The sequence below is a fragment of the Pseudovibrio sp. SCP20 genome (genome assembly GCF_057774105.1).
On sequence record NZ_JBYMDH010000006.1, the window covers coordinates 206,046 to 231,903 of the forward strand.

The 25,858-nt window shown below is 53.1% G+C and carries 24 protein-coding genes; 14 read left to right on the forward strand and 10 right to left on the reverse strand.

Translation table 11 applies throughout. The features are described from left to right. Positions 1-6: 6 nt before the first annotated feature. The gene (locus tag AC3CB2_RS21350; protein ID WP_008551310.1) at positions 7-1,104 is read right to left on the reverse strand and encodes a CobW family GTP-binding protein; all 1,098 of its coding nucleotides are present in this window, start codon (positions 1,102-1,104) and stop codon (positions 7-9) included. Positions 1,105-1,264: 160 nt separating this feature from the next. Continuing rightward, entirely contained in the window at positions 1,265-1,501 is a 237-nt protein-coding gene (locus tag AC3CB2_RS21355) for a hypothetical protein (RefSeq protein ID WP_352936253.1), read from the reverse strand. A 195-nt stretch (positions 1,502-1,696) separates the two neighbouring features. Between AC3CB2_RS21355 and AC3CB2_RS21360 the strand changes: the two genes are divergently transcribed. Beyond that, positions 1,697-2,875 carry a pyridoxal phosphate-dependent aminotransferase gene (locus AC3CB2_RS21360; RefSeq protein ID WP_352936459.1) on the forward strand — a complete coding sequence of 393 codons (1,179 nt, stop codon included), beginning with the start codon at positions 1,697-1,699 and terminating at the stop codon, positions 2,873-2,875. A gap of 3 nt (positions 2,876-2,878) precedes the next feature. Here the strand turns inward: AC3CB2_RS21360 and AC3CB2_RS21365 are convergent, their stop codons facing one another. Further along, positions 2,879-3,295, reverse strand: a complete 417-nt coding sequence (locus AC3CB2_RS21365; RefSeq protein WP_014287048.1) for an AprI/Inh family metalloprotease inhibitor — start codon at positions 3,293-3,295, stop codon at positions 2,879-2,881. Positions 3,296-3,644: 349 nt separating this feature from the next. Here AC3CB2_RS21365 and AC3CB2_RS21370 point away from each other — a divergent pair, with 349 nt between their 5' ends. Next, positions 3,645-4,124 carry a hypothetical protein gene (locus AC3CB2_RS21370; protein ID WP_352936255.1) on the forward strand — a complete coding sequence of 160 codons (480 nt, stop codon included), beginning with the start codon at positions 3,645-3,647 and terminating at the stop codon, positions 4,122-4,124. Between the two features lie 302 nt (positions 4,125-4,426). Here AC3CB2_RS21370 and AC3CB2_RS21375 read toward each other — a convergent pair whose 3' ends face one another. Then, on the reverse strand, positions 4,427-5,476 hold the full coding sequence (locus AC3CB2_RS21375) for a LacI family DNA-binding transcriptional regulator (protein WP_008551321.1): 1,050 nt from the start codon (positions 5,474-5,476) through the stop codon (positions 4,427-4,429). Between the two features lie 202 nt (positions 5,477-5,678). On the opposite strand from AC3CB2_RS21375, the gene AC3CB2_RS21380 reads away from it, so the two are divergent. Beyond that, a complete protein-coding gene (locus AC3CB2_RS21380) occupies positions 5,679-6,206 on the forward strand; it encodes a DinB family protein (protein WP_352936257.1) in 528 nt (175 codons plus the stop codon). A 156-nt stretch (positions 6,207-6,362) separates the two neighbouring features. On the opposite strand, the gene AC3CB2_RS21385 is transcribed toward AC3CB2_RS21380, so the two are convergent. From AC3CB2_RS21385 to AC3CB2_RS21395, 3 genes are all read right to left on the reverse strand, one after another. Continuing rightward, entirely contained in the window at positions 6,363-6,890 is a 528-nt protein-coding gene (locus AC3CB2_RS21385) for a MarR family winged helix-turn-helix transcriptional regulator (RefSeq protein WP_008551675.1), read from the reverse strand. A 178-nt stretch (positions 6,891-7,068) separates the two neighbouring features. Continuing rightward, entirely contained in the window at positions 7,069-7,863 is a 795-nt protein-coding gene (locus tag AC3CB2_RS21390) for an ABC transporter ATP-binding protein (protein ID WP_352936259.1), read from the reverse strand. 93 nt (positions 7,864-7,956) lie between these two features. Further along, a complete protein-coding gene (locus AC3CB2_RS21395) occupies positions 7,957-8,892 on the reverse strand; it encodes a hypothetical protein (RefSeq protein ID WP_352936261.1) in 936 nt (311 codons plus the stop codon). Positions 8,893-9,100: 208 nt separating this feature from the next. Between AC3CB2_RS21395 and AC3CB2_RS21400 the strand changes: the two genes are divergently transcribed. Continuing rightward, the gene (locus AC3CB2_RS21400; RefSeq protein WP_352936263.1) at positions 9,101-9,904 is read left to right on the forward strand and encodes a creatininase family protein; all 804 of its coding nucleotides are present in this window, start codon (positions 9,101-9,103) and stop codon (positions 9,902-9,904) included. A gap of 113 nt (positions 9,905-10,017) precedes the next feature. After that, positions 10,018-11,259 (forward strand): B12-binding domain-containing radical SAM protein, encoded by a 1,242-nt coding sequence (locus AC3CB2_RS21405; protein ID WP_352936265.1) that lies wholly within the window; start codon positions 10,018-10,020, stop codon positions 11,257-11,259. An 85-nt stretch (positions 11,260-11,344) separates the two neighbouring features. Here the strand turns inward: AC3CB2_RS21405 and AC3CB2_RS21410 are convergent, their stop codons facing one another. Continuing rightward, positions 11,345-11,695: an ArsC family reductase gene (locus AC3CB2_RS21410; protein WP_352936267.1), complete on the reverse strand. Its 351-nt coding sequence runs from the start codon at positions 11,693-11,695 to the stop codon at positions 11,345-11,347. 315 nt (positions 11,696-12,010) lie between these two features. Here AC3CB2_RS21410 and AC3CB2_RS21415 point away from each other — a divergent pair, with 315 nt between their 5' ends. The 6 genes from AC3CB2_RS21415 to AC3CB2_RS21440 all read left to right on the forward strand — a co-directional run bounded on the left by AC3CB2_RS21415 (position 12,011) and on the right by AC3CB2_RS21440 (position 19,189). Beyond that, complete coding sequence (locus AC3CB2_RS21415; RefSeq protein WP_352936269.1) at positions 12,011-13,591, forward strand: ABC transporter substrate-binding protein; 1,581 nt, start codon at positions 12,011-12,013, stop codon at positions 13,589-13,591. A gap of 84 nt (positions 13,592-13,675) precedes the next feature. Continuing rightward, positions 13,676-14,656, forward strand: a complete 981-nt coding sequence (locus AC3CB2_RS21420; protein ID WP_014287057.1) for an ABC transporter permease — start codon at positions 13,676-13,678, stop codon at positions 14,654-14,656. Positions 14,657-14,677: 21 nt separating this feature from the next. Next, a complete protein-coding gene (locus tag AC3CB2_RS21425; RefSeq protein ID WP_352936271.1) occupies positions 14,678-15,640 on the forward strand; it encodes an ABC transporter permease in 963 nt (320 codons plus the stop codon). An 11-nt stretch (positions 15,641-15,651) separates the two neighbouring features. Beyond that, on the forward strand, positions 15,652-17,379 hold the full coding sequence (locus AC3CB2_RS21430) for an ABC transporter ATP-binding protein (protein ID WP_352936273.1): 1,728 nt from the start codon (positions 15,652-15,654) through the stop codon (positions 17,377-17,379). A 261-nt stretch (positions 17,380-17,640) separates the two neighbouring features. After that, positions 17,641-18,093 (forward strand): hypothetical protein, encoded by a 453-nt coding sequence (locus AC3CB2_RS21435; RefSeq protein WP_352936275.1) that lies wholly within the window; start codon positions 17,641-17,643, stop codon positions 18,091-18,093. A 235-nt stretch (positions 18,094-18,328) separates the two neighbouring features. Continuing rightward, positions 18,329-19,189, forward strand: a complete 861-nt coding sequence (locus tag AC3CB2_RS21440; RefSeq protein ID WP_352936277.1) for an endonuclease/exonuclease/phosphatase family protein — start codon at positions 18,329-18,331, stop codon at positions 19,187-19,189. On the opposite strand, the gene AC3CB2_RS21445 is transcribed toward AC3CB2_RS21440, so the two are convergent. Continuing rightward, positions 19,186-19,818 carry a class I SAM-dependent methyltransferase gene (locus AC3CB2_RS21445; protein ID WP_352936279.1) on the reverse strand — a complete coding sequence of 211 codons (633 nt, stop codon included), beginning with the start codon at positions 19,816-19,818 and terminating at the stop codon, positions 19,186-19,188. The genes AC3CB2_RS21440 and AC3CB2_RS21445 overlap by 4 nt on opposite strands. An 85-nt stretch (positions 19,819-19,903) precedes the next feature. Here AC3CB2_RS21445 and AC3CB2_RS21450 point away from each other — a divergent pair, with 85 nt between their 5' ends. Next, positions 19,904-20,806, forward strand: a complete 903-nt coding sequence (locus AC3CB2_RS21450; protein WP_037037725.1) for a LysR family transcriptional regulator — start codon at positions 19,904-19,906, stop codon at positions 20,804-20,806. Here AC3CB2_RS21450 and AC3CB2_RS21455 read toward each other — a convergent pair. Further along, positions 20,798-22,135 carry a serine hydroxymethyltransferase gene (locus tag AC3CB2_RS21455; RefSeq protein WP_352936281.1) on the reverse strand — a complete coding sequence of 446 codons (1,338 nt, stop codon included), beginning with the start codon at positions 22,133-22,135 and terminating at the stop codon, positions 20,798-20,800. The genes AC3CB2_RS21450 and AC3CB2_RS21455 overlap by 9 nt on opposite strands. A gap of 98 nt (positions 22,136-22,233) precedes the next feature. Here AC3CB2_RS21455 and AC3CB2_RS21460 point away from each other — a divergent pair, with 98 nt between their 5' ends. Further along, entirely contained in the window at positions 22,234-23,112 is an 879-nt protein-coding gene (locus AC3CB2_RS21460; RefSeq protein ID WP_352936283.1) for a LysR family transcriptional regulator, read from the forward strand. A 259-nt stretch (positions 23,113-23,371) separates the two neighbouring features. Beyond that, positions 23,372-25,597: a heavy metal translocating P-type ATPase gene (locus tag AC3CB2_RS21465; RefSeq protein ID WP_014287066.1), complete on the forward strand. Its 2,226-nt coding sequence runs from the start codon at positions 23,372-23,374 to the stop codon at positions 25,595-25,597. Positions 25,598-25,858: the final 261 nt, after the last annotated feature.

Here is a 25,858-nt window from a genome sequence, read left to right on the forward strand (position 1 = left end):
CAGAACTTACTCCGCAACACAAGCTTCAAACGCAGTCTTCAGCGCTGCACCATCCAGCTCACGACCGATGAACACGATGCGGCTCTCACGCTTCTCATCGTCTTTCCAGTCACGCTGGTGGTTGCCTTCCACAATCATATGGATACCCTGCACCACATAACGCTGCGGATCATCTTTAAAGGCCAAAATACCCTTCATACGCAGGATATTCGGACCCTGAATCTGGGTTACCTGATTGATCCAGTCGAAGAACACCTTCGGCTCCAGATCACCTGCAGTGAAGGAGAAGGACTTCACAGAGTGCGTGTCTTCATGGTCATGATCACAATCCGGGCCGCATTCATGGTCAGGATGATCGTGGTCATGTGCGTGGCCGTGGTCATGCCCGTGATGGTGATGATCGTGATCGCAATCCGGACCACACTCATGATCATGCGCGTGCTCGGCTTTCTTCAGGAATTCCGGGTCCAGATCCAGAATACGATCCAACTCGAATGCACCACGATCCAGAACATCACCGATCTCAATCTGGCAACGCTCTGTGTGGTGGATCTTCGCATATGGATTGATCTTGCGGATCGCCGCTTCAACACCAACAAGTTCCTCAGCAGAAACAAGGTCGGTCTTGTTCAGCAAAATCACGTCAGAAAACGCGATCTGGTCTTCAGCTTCCTTGGTGTCTTTCAAGCGCTGCTGAACGTGGCGCGCATCAACAACAGCAACCACAGCATCCAGCTTCGCCGCTTCACGCACATCATCATCCATGAAGAACGTCTGCGCCACGGGAGCAGGATCAGCAACACCGGTGGTCTCCACGATAATCGCGTCGAACGCACCCTTGCGCTTCATCAGGTTCTCAACGGTACGGATCAGATCGCCACGAACAGTACAGCAGATGCAGCCATTGTTCATTTCATAGACTTCCTCGTCAGACTCAACGAGAAGGTCATTGTCGATACCGATTTCACCGAATTCATTGACGATCACAGCATAGCGCGTGCCGTGGTTTTCACTCAGAATACGGTTCAACAAGGTGGTTTTACCTGCGCCCAGATACCCGGTCAGCACGGTAACAGGAATACGGCTATCAGCAGCCTCGGACATTTACGTCTCCTTGGATGGGCGTGCGCTCGCAATCAGCTGGCACGATAATTTCGTGCCCTCAATATAGACAGTTGATCTGCCAGCAAAAGACCCTAGCTGCTGATTGTTTGATATCCGGGTTCCTGTCCCCCAGGAATTGGCCGATACCTCTTAACGGGGATCACAGCCCCAGCTTGTACCGAAGCTCCAGAACAAGCAGGAAAACAATGCAGAAGACGATAAAAAACACCACAACGCTGATCGCAATCGGCATGCTGCTGTTCAGCAGGGGGGAGAAGAAAAACAGATAAATCGAAATCAGGATCGCCATTGTCACAAATGTGCGCGCCGGGCTTCTTGTCACAAACTGGAAAACACCCATAGACCTGATTGCCTCAGGCACACGAAGGCTACTCATAAAAATCTCCAATCAAAATACATGGAGATCCTAGGCCCGTTATTTGACAGAAGCAAGAAGCCAACATCGATGAGCGAAGCGGGCACGAGCAATCGCAAGCGGCTCAACCCACTCTACTATTTTCTGTTTGCATTCAATCGCTTCCATCCCCTACCATCCAGCCGATTGTTTTGGGAGACTGGGAGGCCGACCATCATGCTGAAAACCGTAGAAGCGTTTGACCGCATCGGAGATGAAAACGCATTCGCCGTTTTGGCACGTGCCACAGAGCTTGCCCAACAAGGCCGCGACATCATCAACCTCGGCATCGGGCAGCCTGATTTCCAAACACCGGAACACATCGTGGAAGCAGCCGTCAAAGCCCTGCGCGACGGACACCACGGCTACACAGGCGCCACCGGTATTCTCCCACTACGCGAAACCATTGCCTCAAGCCTTCATGCGGAAACAGGCATAAGCGTCTCTCCTGACAACATCATGGTTGTCCCCGGCGGCAAGGTCACCATGTTCATGGCTATCCTGATGTTTGGAGAACCCGGCAAAGAGATCCTCTACCCGGATCCCGGCTTCCCGATCTATCGTTCCATGATCGAGTTCACGGGCGCCACCCCCATCCCGGTGCCAATCCGCGAGGAAAACGACTTCGCCTTCTCAGCCGAGGAAACCCTGAATCTCATCAATAAACGCACAGCCCTTCTCATCCTCAACTCCCCAGCCAACCCAACAGGCGGAGTTACACCACGTTCAGAGATTGAGAAACTGGTCGAAGGCTTAGAACGCCATCCAAACCTGCCCGTGCTTTCAGATGAGATCTATTCCCGCATGACCTATGACGGGCTCAAACATACATCCTTGCTGGAATTTGAGCTGCTGAAAGATCAGCTCATCCTGCTCAACGGCTGGTCCAAAACATGGGCCATGACTGGTTGGCGCATGGGCTATTCCGTCTGGCCATCATCTCTCATCGACAAAGCCCGCAAACTAGCCGTGAACTGCTGGTCCTGCGTCAACACACCCAGCCAATACGCTGGCATCGCCGCAATTGAAGGGCCACAGGATGCAGTTGATCAGATGATGCAAGCCTTCGACAGCAGGCGCAAACTGGTGGTGGAAGGCCTCAACGCCCTCCCCGGCATCTCCTGTAAAACACCCAAAGGCGCCTTCTACGCTTTCCCGAACATCAAGGAAACCGGCTGGCAAGCCAAACCTCTGGCATCAGCTCTGTTGGAGGAAGCTGGTGTCGCTCTCATCGGCGGACCTGATTTCGGCGTTTTGGGAGAAGGTTATCTGCGCTTTTCCTATGCCAACTCAGAGGAAAACATCAGCCGCGCATTAGACCGCGTGGCCGACTTTTTGGGCACCCACAAAAGCTAGATTTTAGCGCTGCGCTGTTACCACGATGGCTTTTTCGATCAGCTCGGAAAGGTCGGAAGCTTTGCTGTCATGATGCACTGGCTGCATGATGAGAAACAGCGAGGACGGACCAACGGAGGTTAAGCCATCCAGTTCGTCAATATCGAACTGAAGCACCACCTGCCCTTCGGCATCCAGAAGAGACAAACCTTCTTCATAGCTCCACTGCCACGCCGTGGCTTTGGAGATCGGCGCATAAAGCCCCTGACAGTTGGTTGTCTTGAACGCATTGCCATACCCGCTCGCAGCTGGCTCCGTCTCCAGTTGCGCAGAACAGGTTTTGGATGACAATGCATCAGAAATGGACCAGTGACCGGAAATCACGCTGGCCTGACTGGAAAGGACGCCTAAGCCAGCAAACGCCAGGGTTGCGCCAGCCATTACTACTGTTTTTCTCAAAATCCCATGCATGCGAACAGCCTCCAGGATCTGTTTTATGTTCAGATTCTGGGCGCAATCAGTTAACTCAAGGTTAACAAGAAACTAAGCGAGAGATAACAGCTCTAAAAACATAAATTATTCATGGATTTAACACAAAAACAAATACACGCATTACTTGTTAAGTACAGATACAATCTAAAATAAATCAAATTATATACTAGTTATTATTTACATGAAGTGCAAAGCACATCCGCTTTAGGTGATTTGCTTCACAAATCAACCGCCTCTTCGTCTTCTAAGGTCAGCGGCCCTTCCCGCATTCAAAACAACAACAAACAAGGAAGACGAAATGGCGTACGTTATGAACCAGGCCTGCAACCCCCAGGCATTGGCTGAGCAGGAGTTTGCCAGCCCAACCGGCCTGCTCGATTATGCAATCACAACGACATTGAACTCCTGCATCGGCGTCGCGGTCCGTGTTGGCAATCGCTTCATGGCTGCTCATCTCGTCATGTACGGCCAGCAAATCCCTTATGTTGCGCCAGCCAATCTGCAGATCTTCAACGCTGCAGATGCAGACACAGTCTTCGCTTACATCGACAGCCTGCGCCTGCAAGAAAACTCTGCCAATTTCGACGAAGCCATTTTATTTGGGGCAACGGATGAATGGAGAAACACCGGCGGAGCGCTCACCAACGGCTACAACCGCCTGCGCGACCTGATCAGACAACGCAACAACAACCAGCCTCCTGTCAGCAACGATACAGGCGACGGCAAGCACATTATCCGCATTCAGGGCGGCAACTTGAATATCAGGAATATCGGCTAAACACCAAGCCAACAAAGGGAGCGCTCATTCAAGAGCGTTCCTTAATCGAAACAGATGAGTCGTTTGATTGATTAACCGACGAGCAGCACCAAACAAGTCATGGCCAGCGTGAAAAAGCCGAACATCTTCAGGTCTTTATGATCTTCAACACTACCGCGGAAACTGACCATGGTGAAACTCCGAAACGCAATACAAGATGCCGCTTAGATAAGCGCGGCATAGTAAACATAGAGTTTCAATGCGGCAGTTTCACGATCACGCGGCCACCACACCATTTCAAAGGTCAGTTACTCAGGATTCGCTCACAACCCATCCACGGAAACAAGGCGCTCACCCGGTGGCGGAGCACTCTCGCGAATGCGCAGCTTCGGCTCAATTAACATCAACTCACTATTAAGCTTTTCGCCTTTCATCTGCGAAAGCATGAGCTCTGCAGCCTTTACACCGATGGTGCTCGCGCCATTGTCCACAGTGGTCAAAGCGGGCGTACGATTTTCGGTGCCGTCGGTGTCATCATAGCCAACAATCGCCAGCTCTGGCCCCGGCTCCACACCGAGTCGCCGCACAGCACTCATCACGCCCAGCGCAACAAGGTCATTAAAGCACACCACAGCCGTTGGCTTCGGGTCTGCCTCAACAATCTGCCTGGCAACAGACCGGCCATCATCCTGCGTCATCAGCTCTGGAATATCCATCTGGTCATCCGCATTGATGCCCGCATCTTCCAAAGCCGAGCGCCAACCACGGTTTCTGTCCCGGCCTGCAGAACTGCCACGCCGACCACCAACCATTGCAATCTGCGTATGCCCCTGCTCAATCAGATGCTTCGTAATGCGATAGGAGCCAAGAAAGTCATCCCCGCGAACACAAGGTGCATCCGCACCAGCCACATCCCGGCACACCAACGTCACCGGCACGCCCTGCCGCACGATTGAGTTGATATCCTTCTCTGTGGTGCCAACAGAAGCGCAAAGAATAAGCCCATCCACGCGGTGCTGCAGCAGCGTGTCCGTGAAATGCTTCTGACGCTCCACAATATCACGGTGATTACAGATCAGGATGGTCTTGTTGTGCTGCGCCAACGTTTCTTCCAGCCCACGAAACACCTCAGCAAAGTAAGGATTGAGAATATCGTGAACCGCCACCCCAATCATGTTGGATTGAGATGTCCGCAAAGATGCTGCCGAGCGGTTATAGATATAGCCCACTTCCTCAGCATAGGCTTTCACCCGCGCTTTGGTGGCTTTAGCGATTAAAGGAGAATCTCTCAGAGCCAAGGAAACTGTAGCCGTCGAAACACCCAGTTTCTCAGCAAGATCGCCTAATCTCAATGGTTTACCAGTGCCGCTCAATGCTGATGTCCTCGCATATCCAGCCGGATCCGTTTTGTATTCTTAAGCACTTATGCACAGCAACATTAGCAAATAGCAATACTCCAGACTGCCAACAAAGAGAATTCATTATGAATTCTCAAGTTTCAGTCACTTGTTAAACCCATCAGACATCCTGATATATTTGCCGATAACTCATAATCGCATTGGTAGGTTTCAGAATATGTATTCCGACTTCAAATTGCTCGCCCAATACAACACCTGGATGAACACCCGGCTCTACACATGTGCGGAGCAACTCAGTGAGGAGCAGCTGAAGGAAGATCGCGGCGCATTTTTCCAATCCATCTTTGCAACCTTCAATCATATCGTGGTGGGAGATCTCACATGGTTGCGCCGCTTCGCCCAGCACTCACCAAGCTACAAAAGCCTGCAGAAACTAGAGGGATTTCCGGTCCCAACAGCGCTCACGTCCATCCCTTTTGAAGACTGGGAGGACCTGAAAGCAGCACGTCAGAGTCTGGATGAAATCATTGAAGAATTTGCAGGGGACATCACCCCATCTGAGGCAGACGAGGCTCTTTCATATGCCAACATGAAGGGCATACCAGCGACGAAAAACTTCGGGGATCTGGTGCTGCATTTTTTCAACCACCAAACCCACCACCGGGGGCAGATAACAACCCTGCTCACCCAGTTCGGACTGGAAACACCAGATACAGATCTGCTGTTTCTTTGCCGGGACGCTTAGAGTGCGTTCCGTTTGATTGAGTTCAATCAAACGACAAGAATTCGCTCAAAATAAAGAAGTTAGAGTATGGGGCGTGAATGCAAATGAACGCAAGCATGCTCTAAATCTATAAAATATAAAGGCCTGTGTTCAATGCGCAGGCCTGAAGCCGTCAGCTCAATCAGCCGCTTCCAGCTCTACTTTCTTTTCTGCCTGCGCTTCAGCAGTTTTGTCTTCATTCTCCAGCTCATCTTCCAGATCCGGATCATCTTCAAAGCTGGCAGAAAGGTTCTTCTCAACCTGACGCAACAAACGACGCAGCTTCTTGCGGTCCTTGTCATCCATGCCAGCCAGCGCTTCTTTCTCAAGCCGCTTCCATGCACGGTCGACCTGCAAAATCCGCTCACGGCCTTCTTCACTCAGAAACACTCTCGCAAGCCGGCCATCAGTTTCGGAGATCCGACGAAACACAAGCCCTTGCGCAGTCAGACGTGTCACCATCTTCGTAACTGTCGGAGGCTGTACACCAAGCGCCAACGCCAGCTGGCTCATGGTCTTGCCATCTGTCTCGCTCAAAACCTTCAGAACCGCTTCCTGCCCCGGATGCAATCCAATGCGCGATAAGTGTGCCCCAGAACGCGCCCGCTGCGCTTTCGCGGCTTGAGCAAGACGAAAAGTCGTGCTCTTTTTAAAATTGAAACCCATGGTCTGGCTAATCTCGCTGCTGTCCCGATCAACGTAAAACGCCCGAAAAAAGGCGCCGTACAGCAGTGATAGCCGCCGAATATATAACTCAGATGACAGTTCGATAATTATTTAGTGACCTAATGAGATTTCTTAGGCGAATAAGCTCTTTAAGTTCTACTCAGTGGGATTTTTGAGGTTACGCGGATACTTTTATCCGGTGTCCCATCGCCTGTTCCAAAGCATCCACCGCTTCACGGCAATACGCCGCGTACTGTGATTCCATCCGGTAATTCAGTGAGCGGGGGTAAGATGCATCCAACGTCATGTCGTGGGTAATCCGCCCCGGCCCAGCGGCCATCACCACAATACGGGAGGACAGGAACACGCTCTCATAAACAGAGTGCGTCACAAACAGAATGGTCCAGTCATAGGTGGATTTCAGCTCAAGCAGATCGTCATTCAGCTTGTTACGGGTAATCTCGTCCAGCGCCGCAAACGGCTCATCCATCAGTAACAGCTTCGGCTTGGTGACAAGAGCCCGCGCGATGGAAACTCGCATCTTCATGCCGCCAGAAAGCTCAGAGGGCATATGCGTTGCAAAATTGGAAAGCCCAACCATCTCCAGCGCTTCCTCAACGCGATCCTTCGCATCACGCTTGGAAACACCCTTCACCTTCAACGGCCAATAGACATTCTCAAAGGTACTCGCCCACGGCAGCAAGGTCGGTTCCTGAAACACAAACCCAACCTCACCCTGTCCAGACCGGACAATCTCGCCTGAGCTTGGCTCCTCCAACCCAGAAATGAGCCGCAGAATAGTAGACTTCCCACACCCTGACGGCCCAAGAATACTCAAAAACTCCCCCGCTCTCACATCCAAGTCGAACCCATCGATAGCGGTGGTGCCATTGTCGAAGGTCTTGGAGATGTTGTTTAGGGATAGGAGGGGGGAGTGCGTACCAACAATCAGATATTCTTTGCTATCAGACATAAAGCGATCTCATGTAAGGTCGCCAAAGCACGGACGGTACGGAAGACTTGCGCTCTGAGCAACTCAAAACGCAAGTCCATCTGGGTTTCTCTGCTATTCGTTAGAAGGACAATCAGCAGTCCGACCGCAGTTCACATTGGCAACACCACCTTTGGAATAAGAATAGTTAGTTAGCATGTTTGCCAAAGAGTTGTCAGGGATCTGATCTTCCTGTCCAAACTCTATGATGGCGTCTTCGATAAACTCCAGCAACTCAGTGCGCTTATTTTTCACATTTGCTATAAGAACCTCACATGTCGCCTTAAAGTCCTTGCCGTTAGCAAAAACGCCACTAGCATTCCATTTATCGGTGATATTCTCTCGGATGGTTTTCTTTGGAACCGTCTGAAACGCGTTGCGAACAATGGGATCAGCAATGGCGTCAAAATCAAGTAAAGTTTTCCGCTCTGCACCTGTTCGCACTTCTGCACCGGCATACCTCATCACAGCTTGAGGGACTAGCTGACATGGACCTGGCGCACCTGACAACACACCAATCCCCTTGGTACCTTCAGTCCAACCTTCAGAATTTTTGAACTGTTGTTGCATATAGCGAAGCAGGCTTGGCTTTCCATCTGGGGCTACAGCAGAACTACAGGATTTAAAGAACATACTGTTTGGGGCTTCATCCTGTGTCAAATAGAAATGCTCGGCAAAAGTCTTGTTTGGAATACCACCGATCGTCTTAGGACTACCATGAGACAACACCATAAAGTCTTTGTAGTCGTGCATGTATTTCCCGGTGTTTACACCGTAGAACGCACCTTCAGGAGTCATATAAAAAATGTCTGATCCGTAGTTGTTTTTTCTCGCCCATTCGATGGCAATCGCCACATTCACATTTTTACAAATGCGCTGATCAATCAACAGGGCGCGATTTTTGCCAGATGCCAATGCTGCATCATCTGCCCCAGCCTCACCAGCCATCAACCCAGCCAGCGCCAGTGCAACACCGCCGAGCAGTCCTTTTCGTGTCTTTCTGGAAAACATAATCGGCTTCTCCTTCTTATTGTTAGCCACCAAGAAGGACGGGGCATTGCTCTCCGCGTGAGCCACTAGCCCCAACAGCCAATCACCAGAGTAAACGCCTGCCTACCCACTACCTCTGAAAAACCAGAGCATCCCGCGCCTTCCCCCATGACGTCTGCGCTCCGACGCGTTACTCTGCGCGCCAAGACAACAAACACCGGAAAACCACATGAGCGCCCTGCCCCGCCGTTTTTGGCATGAGATGACAACGACTGACTTCTCTGAGAATGACACCAGCGACTGGATCGCGGTGTTGCCGATTGCGGCGATTGAGCAGCATGGCCCTCACCTGCCGGTCTACACGGACACCTGCATCGCGGAAGGGCAAGTCACTCGCACGGTTGAGCTGTTGCCCGATGATCTGCCAGTCACATTCCTGCCCGTTCAAGCTGTCGGCAAGTCAGACGAGCATCACTCATTCCCCGGCACGCTCAGCCTTACATGGGAAACCGCTGTCAAAGCCTGGATTGAGATTGGGGAATGTGTCGCCAGAGCAGGCATCCGCAAGCTGGTGCTGGCCAACTCCCACGGTGGCAACTCACCACTAATGGACATCATCACCCGCGACCTGCGTCTTAAACACAACATGCTCGCCGTGGAATCCAGCTGGCTCCGCTTCGGGCAACCGGAAGGTCTCTTCTCTGAGGAAGAGTTCACCTACGGCATTCATGGCGGTGACATCGAAACATCCATCATGCTGGCTCTTCGCCCGGATCTGGTGCGCATGGATCAGGCAACAGACTTCACCTCCACTCAAACCGACCACATCAAAAACGATGCTTACCTACGCGCCCATGGTCGCCATCAATATGGCTGGATGAGCGAAGATCTGAACAAAACCGGAGCCCTCGGCAACGCGGCCCTTGCCACTGCAGAGAAAGGTCAGGCATCCCTCACACACGCCTCTCAGGAGTTCATCAAACTCCTACGCGATGTGCAAAGATTTGATGTTTCATCTTTCGGTAAGAACTAACCAGAACCTGAATTAATCACGCAATTTCAACGTGGTAATACCTCGTAAAAATTCCTCTTGCCATAAATTGTCATTTATGACAGTTTACTCAAAACAAACACATGAGGTTGGCAATGAAGATCTGTCTCATCAAAGCATCTGCACCGAGCTACTTTAAAGATTACAAGAAAGCGCGTGGAGGCCCGCCTCAGTCCATCTTCTCAGCTGCGGCAGCAACCCCCCGCCATTTTCAGCTGGAGATGCATGACGAAACCATCAAGATGGTCGATCCCCGCAAGGTGACCGCTGACCTCGTGGTGCTTTTCTTCGCAACGCCGGACGCCAACCGAGGCTACGAGCTCGCCTCAGCTTTCTCGGAAAAAGGCAGTCAGGTTGTGATCGGCGGCCTCCACGCCACCTTCATGCCGGATGAAGCCAGCGAATACGCAGATGCAGTGATGACAGGTGAATGCGAAAACATCTGGGACGAGCTGCTGCAGGACGCCCAGAACCGCGACCTCAAACCAAGATACACCGGCACCTATGCCGACATGTCCAAACTCAACCCGTATCCACGCCACCTCATCACGGCTGAGCAGTACAATTGGGAGTGGTCTGTACTGGTGAGCCGTGGCTGTAAACACAATTGCAGCTTCTGCCTCATCCCCGGCATGCTCGGAAAAACCCGCTACCGGCCTATTCCAGACATTATTAATGAGATTTCTGAAATGGAAACGGATTGGGTGGAGCTGCACGCAGACCACCTGACCGAGGATCGCGACTACGCTCTGGAGCTGTTCAAAGCGTTAGAACCGCTCAAGATTAGATGGGCTGGTGAGACCACTATTCGCATAGCAGATGACCCGGAACTTCTCGAAGCAGCTGCCCGCTCCGGTGCGAAGTACTTGCTGATTGGAATAGAAACCCCATCCAAAGCAGCTCTTAAGCGTGCCGGAAAGGGTTTTGTGAAACCTGAAAACTTAAAATCTCAAATTTCTAACATTCATGCACATGGTATTATTGTCGACACCACAGCAATTTTTGGCTTTGACGAACATACACCAGAAATTTTCATCGAAACCGCCAAGTTCTACCATGAGATAGGGGTCGATATTACTGCCCCAGCCATTGCCATTCCGTTCCCTGGTTCACGCTTCTACAAACAGCTGGAACAGGAAGACAGATTACTCTCTGACAACTGGGGTGAATACGATGGCGCCCACGCCGTCTACCAACCAAAAAACATGAGCTGTGAAGAGCTTGAGGCCGGGGCGGAAGAATTCTCGCAGCATTTTTACTCAGTATCGCGGTCAGCTTCGAGAAAACTTCGTCAGATAAAAGATTTCGGGTTGGCAACCACACTTCAGATTTCGTGATTGCCAGCGCCTCATACCATTGGAAGGATGGCAAAGCCCAAAGGATCCCAACCCTGGAACTTTTCCGTCCAAAAAAGGAGAGCTTTTACAGCTCTCCTTTTTCCATAATTTCACCCCACAAAGCCGCATCAAAACCAAGCAAAAGCTGCTTTCCACCCGTAATAAGTGGCCTTTTAATTAATGAAGTTTCTTGCATCATCAACGCGATAGCAGAAGCCTGATCAGCCACGCCCGCCTTGGTTTCATCATCCAGTTTGCGCCATGTGGTACCGCGTTTATTAAGAACAGACTCCCACCCGAATCTCTCGCAGGCCTCGTTGAGTGCATTTTCATCTGCACCATCTTTTTTGTAATCGTGAAAAGTGTAGTCGACTTTTGATTCATCCAGAAGTTTACGAGCCTTGCGAACACTGTCGCAATTGCGAATACCATACATAATCAACAAGATCAGAACCCTTCATTTCCTCATCATTAGATGAAATATACTCATCTTAACGTTGGAGTGTCTCTCAACTGATACGCATTAAACCGCAAGAAATACATCCCTTAGCGCCTGAATACGCTATGAAATTGCGCTGCTCCCACATTATTTCCTCGTTTCAACTACGCAATGCCCCCTAGACGCATTCATTCATATGGGTAATATCACTAAGACGCCAGAATCCGCCTAATAAGTGGACGGCGAAACCAGAGGGGCCCCTGCAGAACAATTAATTATCTGCATGAGGGGGACAAGGGGAGTAAAAATAGAATGCGTTTAAAGATTGCATCCGCTGCATTGGCCATGACGCTTGCTGCCGGAACTCAGGCAAATGCAGAAACGTTTAAGTTCGCGTTTCAGGGGACATACAACCAGCTGGACCCATACAGCCTGAACGAAACCTTTACACTCGGCATGCACGGCAACGTATATGAAGGCCTCGTGCGCCGTTCTGCAGACCTTAAGATCGAACCAGCCCTTGCTGAAAGCTGGGAAGTTCTTGAGCCAACCCGCTGGCGCTTCCACCTGCGCAAAGGCGTAAAGTTCCACAACGGTAACGACTTCACAGCTGACGACGTGGTCTTCTCTGCAGACCGTGTGCGCGCTGAAGGCTCCGACATGACAACCCGCATCGCGAAAGACGTGAAGGTTGTTAAGGTCGATGACTACACCGTTGACTTCATCCTGCCAGGCGTTAACCCAATCCTGCACTCCGAGTGGTCCACTTGGTACATCATGGATAAGGAATGGACTGAAGCAAACAACGCTGTAAAGGTGACTTCTGCTTCTGACACCAATCCAAACTACGCATCTTTGAACACAAACGGCACCGGCCCGTTCAAAATCGCAACGCATGAGCCAGGCGTTAAAACCACTTTCACCGTAAACGACGGTTGGTGGGACAACAAAGTACACAACCTGACTGGTGTTGAGTTCACCCCAATCGGATCTGACGCAACCCGCGTTGCAGCTCTTCTCTCTGGCGAGCTGGACATGGCGTTCCCGATCCCGGTACAGGACATCAAGCGTGTAGACGGCAATGCTGGCACATCCGCTCTGACCGGTCCTGAGCTGCGCACCATCTTCCTCGGTTTCGACCAGAAGCGTGATGAGCTGCTCCACTCCAACATCAAAGGCAAGAACCCATTCAAGGACGTTCGCGTTCGTAAGGCGTTCTACCAGGCAATTGACGTTGACGCGATCAAAGCGAAAATCATGCGTGGTCTGTCCGAGCCAGCAGCTCTGATGATCTCACCATTCCTGTTCGCAAACTCCGGCGACTTCTCTCGTTACCCATACGACCCAGCAGCATCCAAGAAGCTTCTTGCAGAAGCTGGCTACGGTGACGGCTTTGAAGTTTCCATGGACTGCCCGAACGATCGTTACGTGAACGACGAAGCAATCTGTCAGGCAACTGCAGCATTCCTCGCACGCGTAGGCATCAAAGTGAACCTGAACGCACAGCCTAAAGCGAAATACTTCGCGAAGGTTCTCGCGTCCGGTGGTTACGACACTTCCTTCTACATGCTCGGCTGGACTCCAGGTTCTTTCGACAGCTACAACGTTCTGCTGAACCTGAACAACTGTCGTGACGACAAAGGCGCCGGCGGCCCATTCAACCTGGGTGGTTACTGTAACCCGAAAGTTGACGAGCTGACCAAGAAGGTTCTCTCCGAAAACGACGAAGAGAAGCGTAACGCTCTGATTTCAGAAGCTTACACAATCCTGAACGACGAAGTATCTCACATTCCTCTGCACCAGCAGGGTCTGGCTTGGGGTGTTTCCGACAAGGTTACTCTGAAGCAGCGTGCGGATAACGAGTTCCACTTCAAATATGTAGTGAAGAACTAAGTTTAACGCTTAGCCAAAAAAAGATAATAGCCCGGCGCCCTCGGCGCCGGGCACCTCTATTCTCAGGAACAACTATAAAACACCATGTTTGGCTTTATCTCCCGGCGTATCGCCATGGCTCTCGTGGTCATGTTTGTCGTAGCCTTAATCTCCTTCCTGCTTTTCCGCTTCGTTGGAGATCCTGTAAACCAGATGGTGGGCATTGAGACCACCCCAGAGCAACGTGAAGCCCTGCGCCAGAGCCTCGGCCTGAATGACCCTGTTCTCGTTCAGTTTTTCCGCTATGTCATGGGTGCGATCCAATTCGACTTCGGTAACTCCTACCAGTTCAAGCAGCCTGTGGCAGACCTGATCGGTCGCCGTCTGCCTGCAACTCTGGAACTGTCCTTTGCTTCTGCAGTTTTCGCACTGGCACTCGGCATTCCAATGGGCGTTTACACCGGTCTGAACCGCGATTCATGGCTCTCAAAGATGTTCCTGTCGGTATCTCTCGTAGGTATCTCCCTGCCAACATTCTTTATCGGTATTCTGTTTATCTTCCTGTTCTCAGTCACCCTGCAGTGGCTGCCAAGCTTCGGTCGTGGCGAAGTCACTGAGCTCGGCTCGTTCTGGGATACAGGCTTCCTGACCATCAGTGGTATCAAGGCAATCATCCTGCCGGCGATCACCCTTGGTCTTTATCAGATGACCCTCATCATGCGCCTGATCCGCGCTGAGATGCTGGAAGTTCTGCGCACCGACCACATCAAGTTCGCCCGCGCACGCGGCCTGCCGAACCGGTCCGTCTATTACATCCACGCACTCAAAAACACGATGGTGCCTGTTATCACCATCACCGGCCTGCAGCTCGGCTCCATCATCGCCTTCGCGATTATCACCGAGACAGTGTTCCAATGGCCAGGTATGGGCATCCTCTTCCTGCAAGCCGTGCAGAACGTGGATATTCCGATCATGGCAGCTTACCTGCTGCTCACCGCTTTCATCTTCGTGGTCATCAACCTCATCGTAGATATTCTCTACGTTGTGATTGACCCACGCCTGCGCACCGAACGCGGCCGCGCATAAGAAACGGTAAGGACAACAATCATGACAGATAACACACCAACCGTTTCCGGCAGCGAGGCTTCAGAAGCCTCCCGCTCCGCATTAGCTCGTTTTCTGGACAGCGACCTGCTGCACAGCTTCCTCAGCTCCAAGGTGACCGTTCTTGCGGCCATCACTACGCTGGGTCTGATGCTGGCTGCTCTGTTTGCGCCAATCGTGGCACCGTTCAACCCATTCGATCTGGCCCAGATCAGCATTCTGGACGCGCGTATCCCGCCAATCGGCATGGAATGGTCCGACCCACGCTACCTGCTGGGTACTGACGATCAGGGCCGAGACCTGCTTTCCGGCATCCTGTACGGCATGCGCATTTCATTGGCAGTGGGCTTCCTGTCCGTTGCCTTTGCAGCAGTCCTTGGCATTACTCTGGGCCTGATCTCCGGTTATGTGGGTGGTCGTACAGATGCGATTATCATGCGTATCGCAGAAGTTCAGCTCACCTTCCCGGCAATCCTGCTCGCGCTGCTTATTGACGGTATCGCAAACGGTATCTTCGGCAACATCGACCGTGAAACCTGGGCAATCTGGATCCTCACCTTCTCCATCGGTCTGTCCTTCTGGGTGCAGTATGCACGTACAGTGCGCGGCTCCACGCTGGTTGAGAAGAACAAGGAATACGTTCAGGCTGCCCGCGTGATCGGCATTCCGGCATGGATCATCATGATCCGTCATGTGCTGCCAAACGTGCTTGGCCCGGTTCTGGTTATTGCAACCATCAACCTTGCTCTGGCGATCATCACAGAAGCAACTCTCTCCTTCCTCGGCGTTGGCGTTCCATCAACACAGCCATCTCTGGGCACGCTGATCCGCATCGGTAACGACTTCCTGTTCTCAGGCGAGTGGTGGATTGCGATCTTCCCAGGTCTGGCGCTCGCGATCCTCGTTCTGGCAGTGAACCTGCTGGGCGACTGGCTCCGCGACGCACTGAACCCGAAACTGCGCTAGGGAGAGAGACCATGAGCATCTTAGATATTCGCGGCCTCACCGTTCAGTTTCCGAGCCGCAAAGACGTCTTCACGGCGTCCCGCAATGTCAATCTCTCCGTAGACGCCGGTAAAATCCTCGGCGTTGTGGGCGAGAGTGGCGCTGGTAAGTCCACCGTTGGTAACGCCACCATCGGCTTGCTGGAACATCCAGGCCGCATTGCAGAAGGTGAAATCCACCTCGACGGTCAGCGCATCGACAATCTTGATCCGGAAAGCATGCGTAAGCTGCGTGGTAAACGCATCGGCATGATCTTCCAGGATCCGCTGACCTCTCTGGATCCACTGCAGACCATCGAGTTTCAGCTGGTCGAAACCATCCGCCTGCACCTGCCGCTTTCTAAGGAAGAAGCACGTGCCCGCGCGGTGGATCTGCTGGATCAGGTCGGCATTCCAAACCCGCAAGAGCGTATCTCGCAGTACCCGCACCAGTTCTCTGGTGGCATGCGCCAGCGCGTTGTAATCGCCCTTGCCCTCTGCGCAGACCCGGAAGTTGTCATCGCCGATGAACCAACAACCGCTCTGGACGTATCCATTCAGGCGCAAATCCTGAAGCTGATGAAGCGTCTGTGTGAAGAGAAGAATGTGGCAATGGTCGTCATCACCCACGACATGGGTGTGATTGCGGACCTCACCGACCACGTTGCAGTGATGTACCGCGGAGATCTCGTCGAATACGGCGAGTCTAAGCAGGTTCTGGGCGCTCCAAAGCACCCATATACCCAGAGTTTGATCGCTGCTGTGCCTCGCCCTGACGTGAAAGTACATCGCTTCCCGCAGGTAGACTACATTGAAGGCTCCGCTAAGCCATTCAAACAGATCGACATCTCCACCCACTGGCTGGGTAAGGCCCGTGACTACAAGTCTGTCGATGGTCCACTGCTGGATGTAAAAGACATCACCATGAAGTTCCTCACCAAGGACGCATGGATTTCTAAGAACAGGCAGTACTTCACCGCTCTGGATAAGGTCAGCTTTGACATCCACGCAGGTGAAACCTTTGGCCTCGTGGGCGAAAGTGGCTCCGGTAAATCAACCATGGCCCGCGTCATCACTGGTCTCTACCATCCAGCAGGTGGCACCGCCCACTTCGCAGGGCAGGAACTGACCAGTCTGAAGGACAAGAAGCAGGTTCTGACAATGCGTCGTCAGATGCAGATGATCTTCCAGGATCCGTTCTCTTCCCTGAACTCCCGTATGCGTGTGCGTGATATTGTTGCGGAACCAATCAAGTTTCACAAACTGGCCAGCACCAACAGCGAAGTAAACCAGATCGTTGATGACCTTCTGGAGCACGTCGGCCTTGGCGTTGCAGCTGCTGCCAAGTTCCCGCACGAGTTCTCCGGCGGTCAGCGTCAGCGTATCTCCATTGCCCGAGCACTGGCGACCCGCCCACGCTTCCTGGTTTGTGACGAGCCAACCTCTGCGCTGGACGTGTCAATTCAGGCTCAGATCCTCAACCTGCTGAAGGATCTTCAGGACGAGCTGGGCCTGACCATGCTGTTCATCAGCCATGACCTCGCGGTCATCCGGCAGATGTGTAACCGCACCGGCGTTATGCGCCACGGCCAGCTTCTGGAAGTCGCGGACACCGAAGACCTCTTCGACAATCCCCAACACGCTTACACCAAGGAGCTCCTCTCCCTGATGCCAAGCATGGAAGGCCTGTCCCGCCAGAACCTCGAAGAAGAACTGGCCTGACGCCCCCCAAATCCCAAACACCACAAAGGGCCCTCACGGGCCCTTTTCTTTTGCCTGCATGCCAGACAAGTTAACGCGATCCCACAATCTCTAACTCAATAGCGTTTAAAGTCACTATCTCAATCTTCACCTCGTATTACCTTCAGAGAAAACTTACGAGGTGCACTAGGATTTTCGTTAAGGATACCGCCGCTATGGTCTGCGCGTCCGCGAGGACTCAAAGCTACAAATGCAACTTCTCCCGATCAGAGCAGGCTCACAATGAAAAAAACAACTGCTACCATCGCTGGCCTTGGCGCATTGGCCCTTTTCATCTCTCCAGTACTGGCTGACAATCACGACACCGGCCAACCCAAAGTCGAGTTCACCAACCTGTCTCTGGTTGATGGTTCGCCTGATGATGGCACCTGCAAAACACGTTACTCCGGCGGTTACACAGTCACCCCGAAGAACGGCAAAGCTGACACAAGTGAAGATCAGGCAGCCTCCGAGGATTCCGGCGTTCTGATTGCAGAGTCTGACGGCACCGTTGGCGAAGGTATCTTCACAATTTCAAACACCTACGAAATCGTCTTTGAAGACAGCGCAAACAACCCACCAGTTGAAGTGCAGATGTTTGCCTCCGGCCTGATCGGTGAAAACCCAGTCACCGGCGTATTTTCTGACGGCACCTGCCGCGGTCACATCACCGTTGGGCAACCAGACAAATCCTGACGGAACGCCCCTCTAGCTCGTCAGAGCACAAAACAAGCTTTGACCGAGTAAACGAGCAGCTTCTCATGCCGTGCCATCCACCAATGGCGCGGCATTTTCTTTGGCGCACGACGGCCCGCTAATTCTCAAAAAACCCAGCATTTCCGCCAAATGATTGCGCTGTCAAATATTCGCCAAAGTTAGGCGTACACATAGCAGGTTCGCATCTTCCTTCTTTCGCAGACGAAAACCTGTCATGTTTATGCACCTTTCCATAATCGGAGTAATCACCTTGCTCCTCATGTCCTTTCTGGGCATGGTACATCCGCTTGGCGATAGCTTGTCAGTGTTCCGGCTGCCATTGGCGGTCCTGCTCGCGGTCCTCACCTTGTTCTGTTATCGCCAGCCCACCATGATGATCACCGGCTTCATCATCGCTATCTTCAGCAGCGCAACCGTTTTGTGGGCGTATCAGGGAGAGAGCGTTCCAAACAGCTATGACCTCACCGTCTACCAGAAGAACCTGAGCTTCCGGCCCGGCGACCGTGTTGATGTGCTGGAAGATATCCTGATGCTGAAACCGGATGTCATCACCATGCAGGAGGTCCATAAAAGGCACCTGCCGCTGATCAATGCGTTGAAGGAAAACTACCCTTCCCACATCGTCTGCCCGTTCACGGCAGTCGGCGCTGTGGCCGTGCTCTCCCGCCTGCCACTCGCTACAGATTCCTTCCGCTGCGAGATCGGTCTGGGCATCGCTGCCCTGCATATCCAAAGCAAGGAAGGTCCGCTCTGGGTCGTTTCCATCCACCAGCACTGGCCTTGGCCGTTTTATCAGGAAAATCAGGCGGAACAGATCATCCCGATCCTGTCTGAGCTAAAGGGCCTCAAGCTCGTGGCGGGTGATTTCAACATGGTGCCGTGGTCCCATATTATGGGCCAGTACACCGAGGTAACGAACACGCAGATGGCTGGCCCCTTCAAAGCCAGCTTCCTGTTCAAAGGCACCTACGCCATGCGTATTGACCATGTGCTCGCACCAAAGGGCGGCCAAACGTTTCTCCGCCCTTACTACGGCTCAGACCACCACGGCCTTTACGCACAGGTCGATCTCTAAGCAGCCTGAACCTTACGCGCCACAATAAACCGCCCCATCGGCGAAGATGGATAGTTGCCGGTTTCGACAATCTTGAAACCCGACTGCTCAATCATCCGCTCCAGTTGTACCTGCTTCAAGTAGTTCACATAGGGCGCATAACCAACAAGACGCATCACGTTGATCAGCCACCGCCAGTAAAACGGACAATCACCCACACACGGCGTTTTGGTGATAAACAACCCATCCGGCTTCAACATCCGGTGCACCTGCTTGAGAACACTCACAGGCCCCTTGATCAGATGAACCACATTAAAGGCCATCACCACATCATAGCTTTTGCCCTCAAACACTCTGCTGCCAGCGGGAGTATGCACAAAGCTAATGTTCTCAATGCCATCGTTCCAGGCCTTTTCCTGCCCAAACTCAATCATCTTTCCGGAAATGTCACTGGCAGTCATGTACTTGACATGCTTGGCTAAAAGCATCGCGGTTGAGCCACTGCCACACCCCAGCTCCAGCACCTCTTGCTCAGAGGAGAGATAAGAGCGCACACGGTCCATTGCCTTCTCATAGGAAGCAACGTCTTTCATAGGACGCGCCACATACCCCGGCGCCTGTTTGTCCCAAAATCCTGCGGAATCCTGCATAGAAAACCCTCCATTTCCTGCAGTGTATCCATGCAAATTCTCAAAACAAATTGCCAAAATTCGCAGCTGAGGTATACAAATATGCATGAATTGGCAGAGCGTCTCTTTTGATTGGAACCAGGCCCGCGCTTTCCTTGTCACTGCGGAGGAAGGCTCCCTGTCGGCTGCAGCAAGGGCTTTGGGCCTCACCCAGCCCACATTGGGCAGACAAGTCACCGCGCTGGAGGAAGCGCTTGGCGTAACCTTGTTTGAACGCGCAGGACGCTCGCTCTCCCTTACGCAGGCAGGCATGGAACTGCTGGAACACGTGAAGTCCATGGGCGAAGCTGCCAACCGCATCTCGCTGACGGCTTCAGGCCAATCGCAGGAGATTGACGGCACCGTCTGCATCAGTGCCAGCGACACGGCTTCGGCTTATATCCTCCCGCCAATCCTAAAGAAGCTCCGCGAGATCGCACCCGGCATCCATGTTGAGATCGTCGCCACCAATGCCGTCAGCGATCTGCAGCTGCGCGAAGCCGATATCGCCATTCGCCATGTAAGACCGGAACAGCCAGACCTCACCGCACGGCTTGTCAGGGAAACAACGGCGCACTTTTACGCCAGCAAAACCTATCTGGACCGCAAAGGCCGCCCTCAGTCCACCAGCGACATGGCAACCCACGAGTTCATCGCTTTTGACCGACCAGATCTGTTCCTCAAGCATTTCAGCGAAACAGACCTGCCGCTGAGCGAGCACAACTTCAAGCAAACCACCGCTAGCGGTCTGGTGGGGTGGGAGCTGGCAAGAAACGACCTCGGCATCATCGTCATGATCCGGGAGATCGCAGATAAGTTCCCAGAGATGGAACAGGTGCTGCCCAGCTTTGAGCCATTCAACGTGCCCTTCTGGCTGGCAACACACCGCGAGCTGCACACCTCCAAGCGCATCCGCCTGGTCTTCGACCTACTGGCGGACACGCTCTCTGCAAAGCAGTGGTTATGCTGAAACAGGCTCTCCAGCCATCACGTAACACAGCTGATCAAACTGCTGACGCCACGCAGAGACCTCTGCAAGATACTGCTCTGGCTGATCAGATCGCAGCGCCGCTGCAATCAGGCGGGCCATCTCAGCGGCATGTTCCACACCAACGCCCCAGCGCACCAGTTCAGGGGTGCCAATGCGCAGCCCGTTCATGTCACCATCCACCTCAGAAATCGGCAATCCGATGCCACAAGCGAGGAAGCCAGCCTTACGAAGCTTTTTGGAGGCAGCCTGCCCGCCACCAAACTCAGCAGCTTCAACCGCAAACTGGTGCGACTGCGTAAAGCCCTGCGCCTTGGCAAAGACCGGAATACCTTCCCCATCTAACGCTTGAGCTAAAGCCTTGGAGACAGCGATCATCTCTGCAGCATAAGCCTGTCCATACTCTTTCCAATCCAGCATGGTCACTGCCAAAGCAGCAGACTTCGCCGCATCAAAGTTGGCCGTCATACCGGGAAACGCAATGGCATCCATCCGCTCAATCAGCTCAGCGTCGTTGGAAACAATCAGACCACCAGCAGGCCCGCCAAGGCTCTTGTAGGTGCTCATGGTCATGAAATGTGCGCCCTCTTCCAGCGGGTTCGCCCAGGCCTTGCCTGCAATAATCCCGCACTGATGGGCCGCATCAAACATCACCTTCGCACCCACCTCATCGGCAATCTCACGAATAGCACGCACCGGATGCTCAAAGAGGTTGAGGCTGGACCCAACCGTAATCAGCTTCGGCTTTTCCGCCTTCGCCAGTTCACGAAGCCCGTCCACATCAATTGTGTAGCCATCCGCATTCACCGGCGCTGGCACAGTACGCAACCCATAAAGGCCTGCACAGCCTGCAATGTGATGGGTCACATGCCCACCAATGGAAGCAGGCGGCGCGATGATCGTATCTCCCGGCTGGCAGGTGGCCATGAAACCATAAAGATTGGCGATGGCGCCAGAAGGAACGCGGATCTCAGCGTACTGTGCATCAAACACTTCCGCACTCAGCTCAGCGGCAATCACCTCAATCTCTTCAATGGCTTCCAGACCCATCTCGTATTTGTCACCGGGGTAACCAAGCGAAGGGCGAGACCCAATGCCAGAAGCCAGAAACGCTTCCGCGCGCGGGTTCATCACATTGGTCGCCGGGTTCAGGTTGAAGCACTGCTCCTCATGGATCTCCCTGTTCTGAGCTGCCAATGTGTCCAGCCTGTCCAGCAAAGCCGCAGAACTCTGCGTTTGCGTGCGCTGTGCAACCTCCTGCACCAGTGCTTCACACTCAGCCGGAACCCAATTTCGTTTCGCTAAAACCATCACAACCTCCCAATTGCTAAGAGCAGTGTGCGGACAGGATGCTTGAGAGCGCAAACCAGAATATGTAATTATTGGCCTAGAAAAACTAAGGCTAAGCGATGTCAGTTTCTCCATCCCGCCCCAAGGGCCCGCCCCTCAACGCCCTCCGCGCTTTCGAAGCAGCGGCCCGTCTTGGCGGCTTTGCCAACGCAGCAGAAGAGCTGAGCGTCACACCCGGCGCCGTTTCACAGCACATCAAGGCATTGGAAGAGTGGGTCGGTACAGACCTGTTCGAGCGCCGCTCGCAAGGCGTTCACCTGACAGAGCTGGGACAGGAGATCGCCCCGCATTTCTCAAAGGCCTTTGATGAACTGGGCAATGCCGTCAGACAGCTGAGAGCCAAAACCAGCCGCAAAACCATTCACATCGCAGCCCTGCCAAGCGTCGCCCAACTCTGGCTCTCTCCGCGCCTGCCCAAAATCCGCGCCGCTTTGCCAGACACCAACATCTCCGTCATCGCACTGGAGACACCACCCAATCTGGACCGTGAAATCTACGATCTCTCCATCTTCATCGGCAAACCCAAAGACACAGCTCAGGAGCAGGTCCTCGCGGAAGACCTCATCACCCCGGTCTGCGCACCTTCAACAACAAGCCAGTTGAAAACACCGGAAGATCTGGAGCAAACCACACTCCTGCATGACGCGATCTGGGCCGAAGACTGGCAACTCTGGGCAAATGCAAACGCACCAAAACTCAAAGGCTTAAACCAAGGCCCGAGTTATTCCCTCTATGCCATCGCATTGGAGGAAGCCAGAAACGGCGCTGGCGTTCTGATGGGTCACAAAGCCCTCGTTGAACCGTCTTTGCAAAAGGGCGATCTCAAAGCTCCCTTCACTGGGTGGCACCCAACTGGAAAGTCGCTCATCCTGGAATGCGCCAGCCTGCCGAACCCACCAAAAGAGATCAGTCAGATCATCTCCCTGCTGACCACGTAGTTTCAACCACTTCCCATAACGTGACTATCCACAGCACCACGTTTCAACACAACACGGCCAAAACAGCGCAAAGAGTCTCAAACCCTATGTGTTCTCTGCAAATTTGATCAAAGCGTGATCGCAGCTTTGATCACGATCACAGCAGCTCTACATCACATAGGGGAGCTTGCGTATTCACCCGCTCTACAACCTCTTGACCCGCCATCACCAATGGTAATAAGTCCTGATGGTCTGAACTCGGCAACCGAAGATAGCTCTGATGAACACACCCTCAGCCTCCGCAGCCCAAACCGTCAAACTCGACATCACCGGAATGACATGCGCAGGTTGCGCCTCCCGCTTAGAAAAGACTCTGAAAGCGACTGAAGGTGTGGTCAACGCCACCGTCAACTTCGCGCTGGAAATGGCAGAGGTCGACCACCTGCCACAGATCGCTGCAAACGATCTGGTTGATGTGGTCACCACAGCTGGTTTTGAGGCGAAAGAGCGTCGGGATGAAGCCGAGGCAGCACAGAAGGCTTTTGAAGAGCGCGAAGCACATAGCGACGCAGAAGAACGCAAAACCTTTCAACTTTTCGCGCTATCGACGCTGCTGGCAATTCCTCTAGTGATTCCAATGGTTTTGATGGCGTTTGGCGTGCAGTTTGAGCTCTCTGGCGTGCTGCAGTTTGCATTAGCAACGCCAATCCAGATTTTCGTCGGTGCACGATTCTATAAGGGCGCATTCGCAGCCCTGCGCCATGGCGGCGCAAACATGGATGTCCTCGTTTCTCTGGGCACATCCGCTGCGTATCTGTATAGCGTATACAACGTCTTCTTCGCGTCTCAGGCTGAGGCCGCCGACCTTTACTTTGAGGCATCCGCTGTCATTCTCACCCTCATCCTGATGGGTAAGTATCTGGAAATCAGAGCAAAACGCTCCACATCCGCAGCCGTCCGTTCTCTGATTGCCCTGCGCCCAACAACAGCCAACAAGATCGTTGGCGACAAGATTATCCCCGTCAGCATCTCTGATCTGCGTCTGGGTGATTACATTGTTGTCAAACCGGGTGAGCGTGTTCCAACCGATGGCCTGATTGAAGACGGCGAAAGCGAGCTGGATGAATCTATGCTTACCGGTGAGAGCCTGCCCGTGCACAAAAACACAGGCGATCAGGTAACCGGTGGAACAATCAACGGTTCCGGTGCAATCTTTGTGCGCACCACAGCCCTTGGTGAATCAACACGCTTAGCCCAGATTATCCGACTCGTTGAAGGCGCACAGGCCTCCAAGGCACCTTTGCAGAAATTAGTCGACAAAGTCGCCGCTATTTTTGTCCCCGTCATTGTCCTGATCGCACTGGCAACCTTCGCCGGTTGGATGGTCTACTCCGGCGATGTCACAACAGCGGTCGGCGCATCTGTTGCCGTCCTCGTCATCGCCTGCCCTTGCGCACTGGGACTTGCTACCCCAACCGCCCTTGTTGCAGGCACCGGCGCAGCAGCGAAGGCAGGCATACTTATCCGCGATATCGAAGCGCTGGAGCGGGCACATAAAGTCGACACCATCCTCTTCGATAAAACCGGCACACTCACAGTCGGCAAGCCAGTTCTGACGGATGCACAGGCCTTTGACCGCAACGACGATCGCCTGCTGACCATCGCCGCCAGCATCCAGCTGGGCAGTGAGCACCCGCTCGCCAGCGCACTTATCCGCGCTGCGGAAGAGCGCAACCTCAAGCTCACCCGCCCACGGTCCATCAAAGCTATCCCCGGCAAAGGCCTGATCGCAGAGCTCACTGGCCAGCAGGTCTCCATCGGCAACGCAGCCCTGATGAAAGACCTCAACGTAGCCCCCTCAATGATGGGCGATGGCCTTGTAAAGACTTATGAATCCGCCGGTAAAACCGCCGTCACAGTCGCCCTCGGCGACCGCGCCATCGGCGTCCTCGCCTTCGTAGATCAGGCGAGAGACTCCGCTAGAGAAGCTGTAGAATCCCTTAAAAATCAAGGCATTCGCACAGTCATGATCACCGGCGACACCGAACTCGCCGCCAAAAACATCGCTGATCAAGTCGGCGTAGACGAGTTCCAGGCCCGAGTTCAGCCAGAAGGCAAGAACGAAGTCGTCAACGATCTGAAAGAGCAAGGCTATCATGTAGCTATGGTTGGCGATGGCATCAACGATGCCCCTGCTCTGGCCGCTGCTGATCTGGGCATAGCGATGGGGTCCGGTGCCGATGTGGCTCTGGAAACTGCAGGAGTTACTCTCATGCGCTCCGAGCCGAAAATGATCCCGGCAGCGCTCGACATCTCCAAAGCAACCCTCAGAAAAATCAGACAGAACCTGTTCTGGGCCTTCATCTACAACATCATCGGCATTCCACTGGCAGCGCTCGGGTTACTCTCCCCGGTCATCGCAGGCGCAGCTATGGCCATGAGTTCAGTATCTGTCGTCACCAACGCCATGCTGCTGCGGCGATGGAAGCCAAAGAACATGAACTGATATCAGCAATCACAGCCCCATGAAGACAACTTCTGGGGCTGTTTTTCTATAAAGCCTGTTTCGGTTGACCAATCTACGCATTCCCTAGAAGAACTCAGACCAATTAAAACAACTCGATTACATAGCCAAATATTTTCCCCTCACTACTGACCTGATTAAATATATAAATTCACCTTAGACGGAAAACTAAACGCACTCACATAAGGTCAACCAATATATAAAATGGTTTGACAACTCCCCGAATCCGTCCAATGCTTTCCA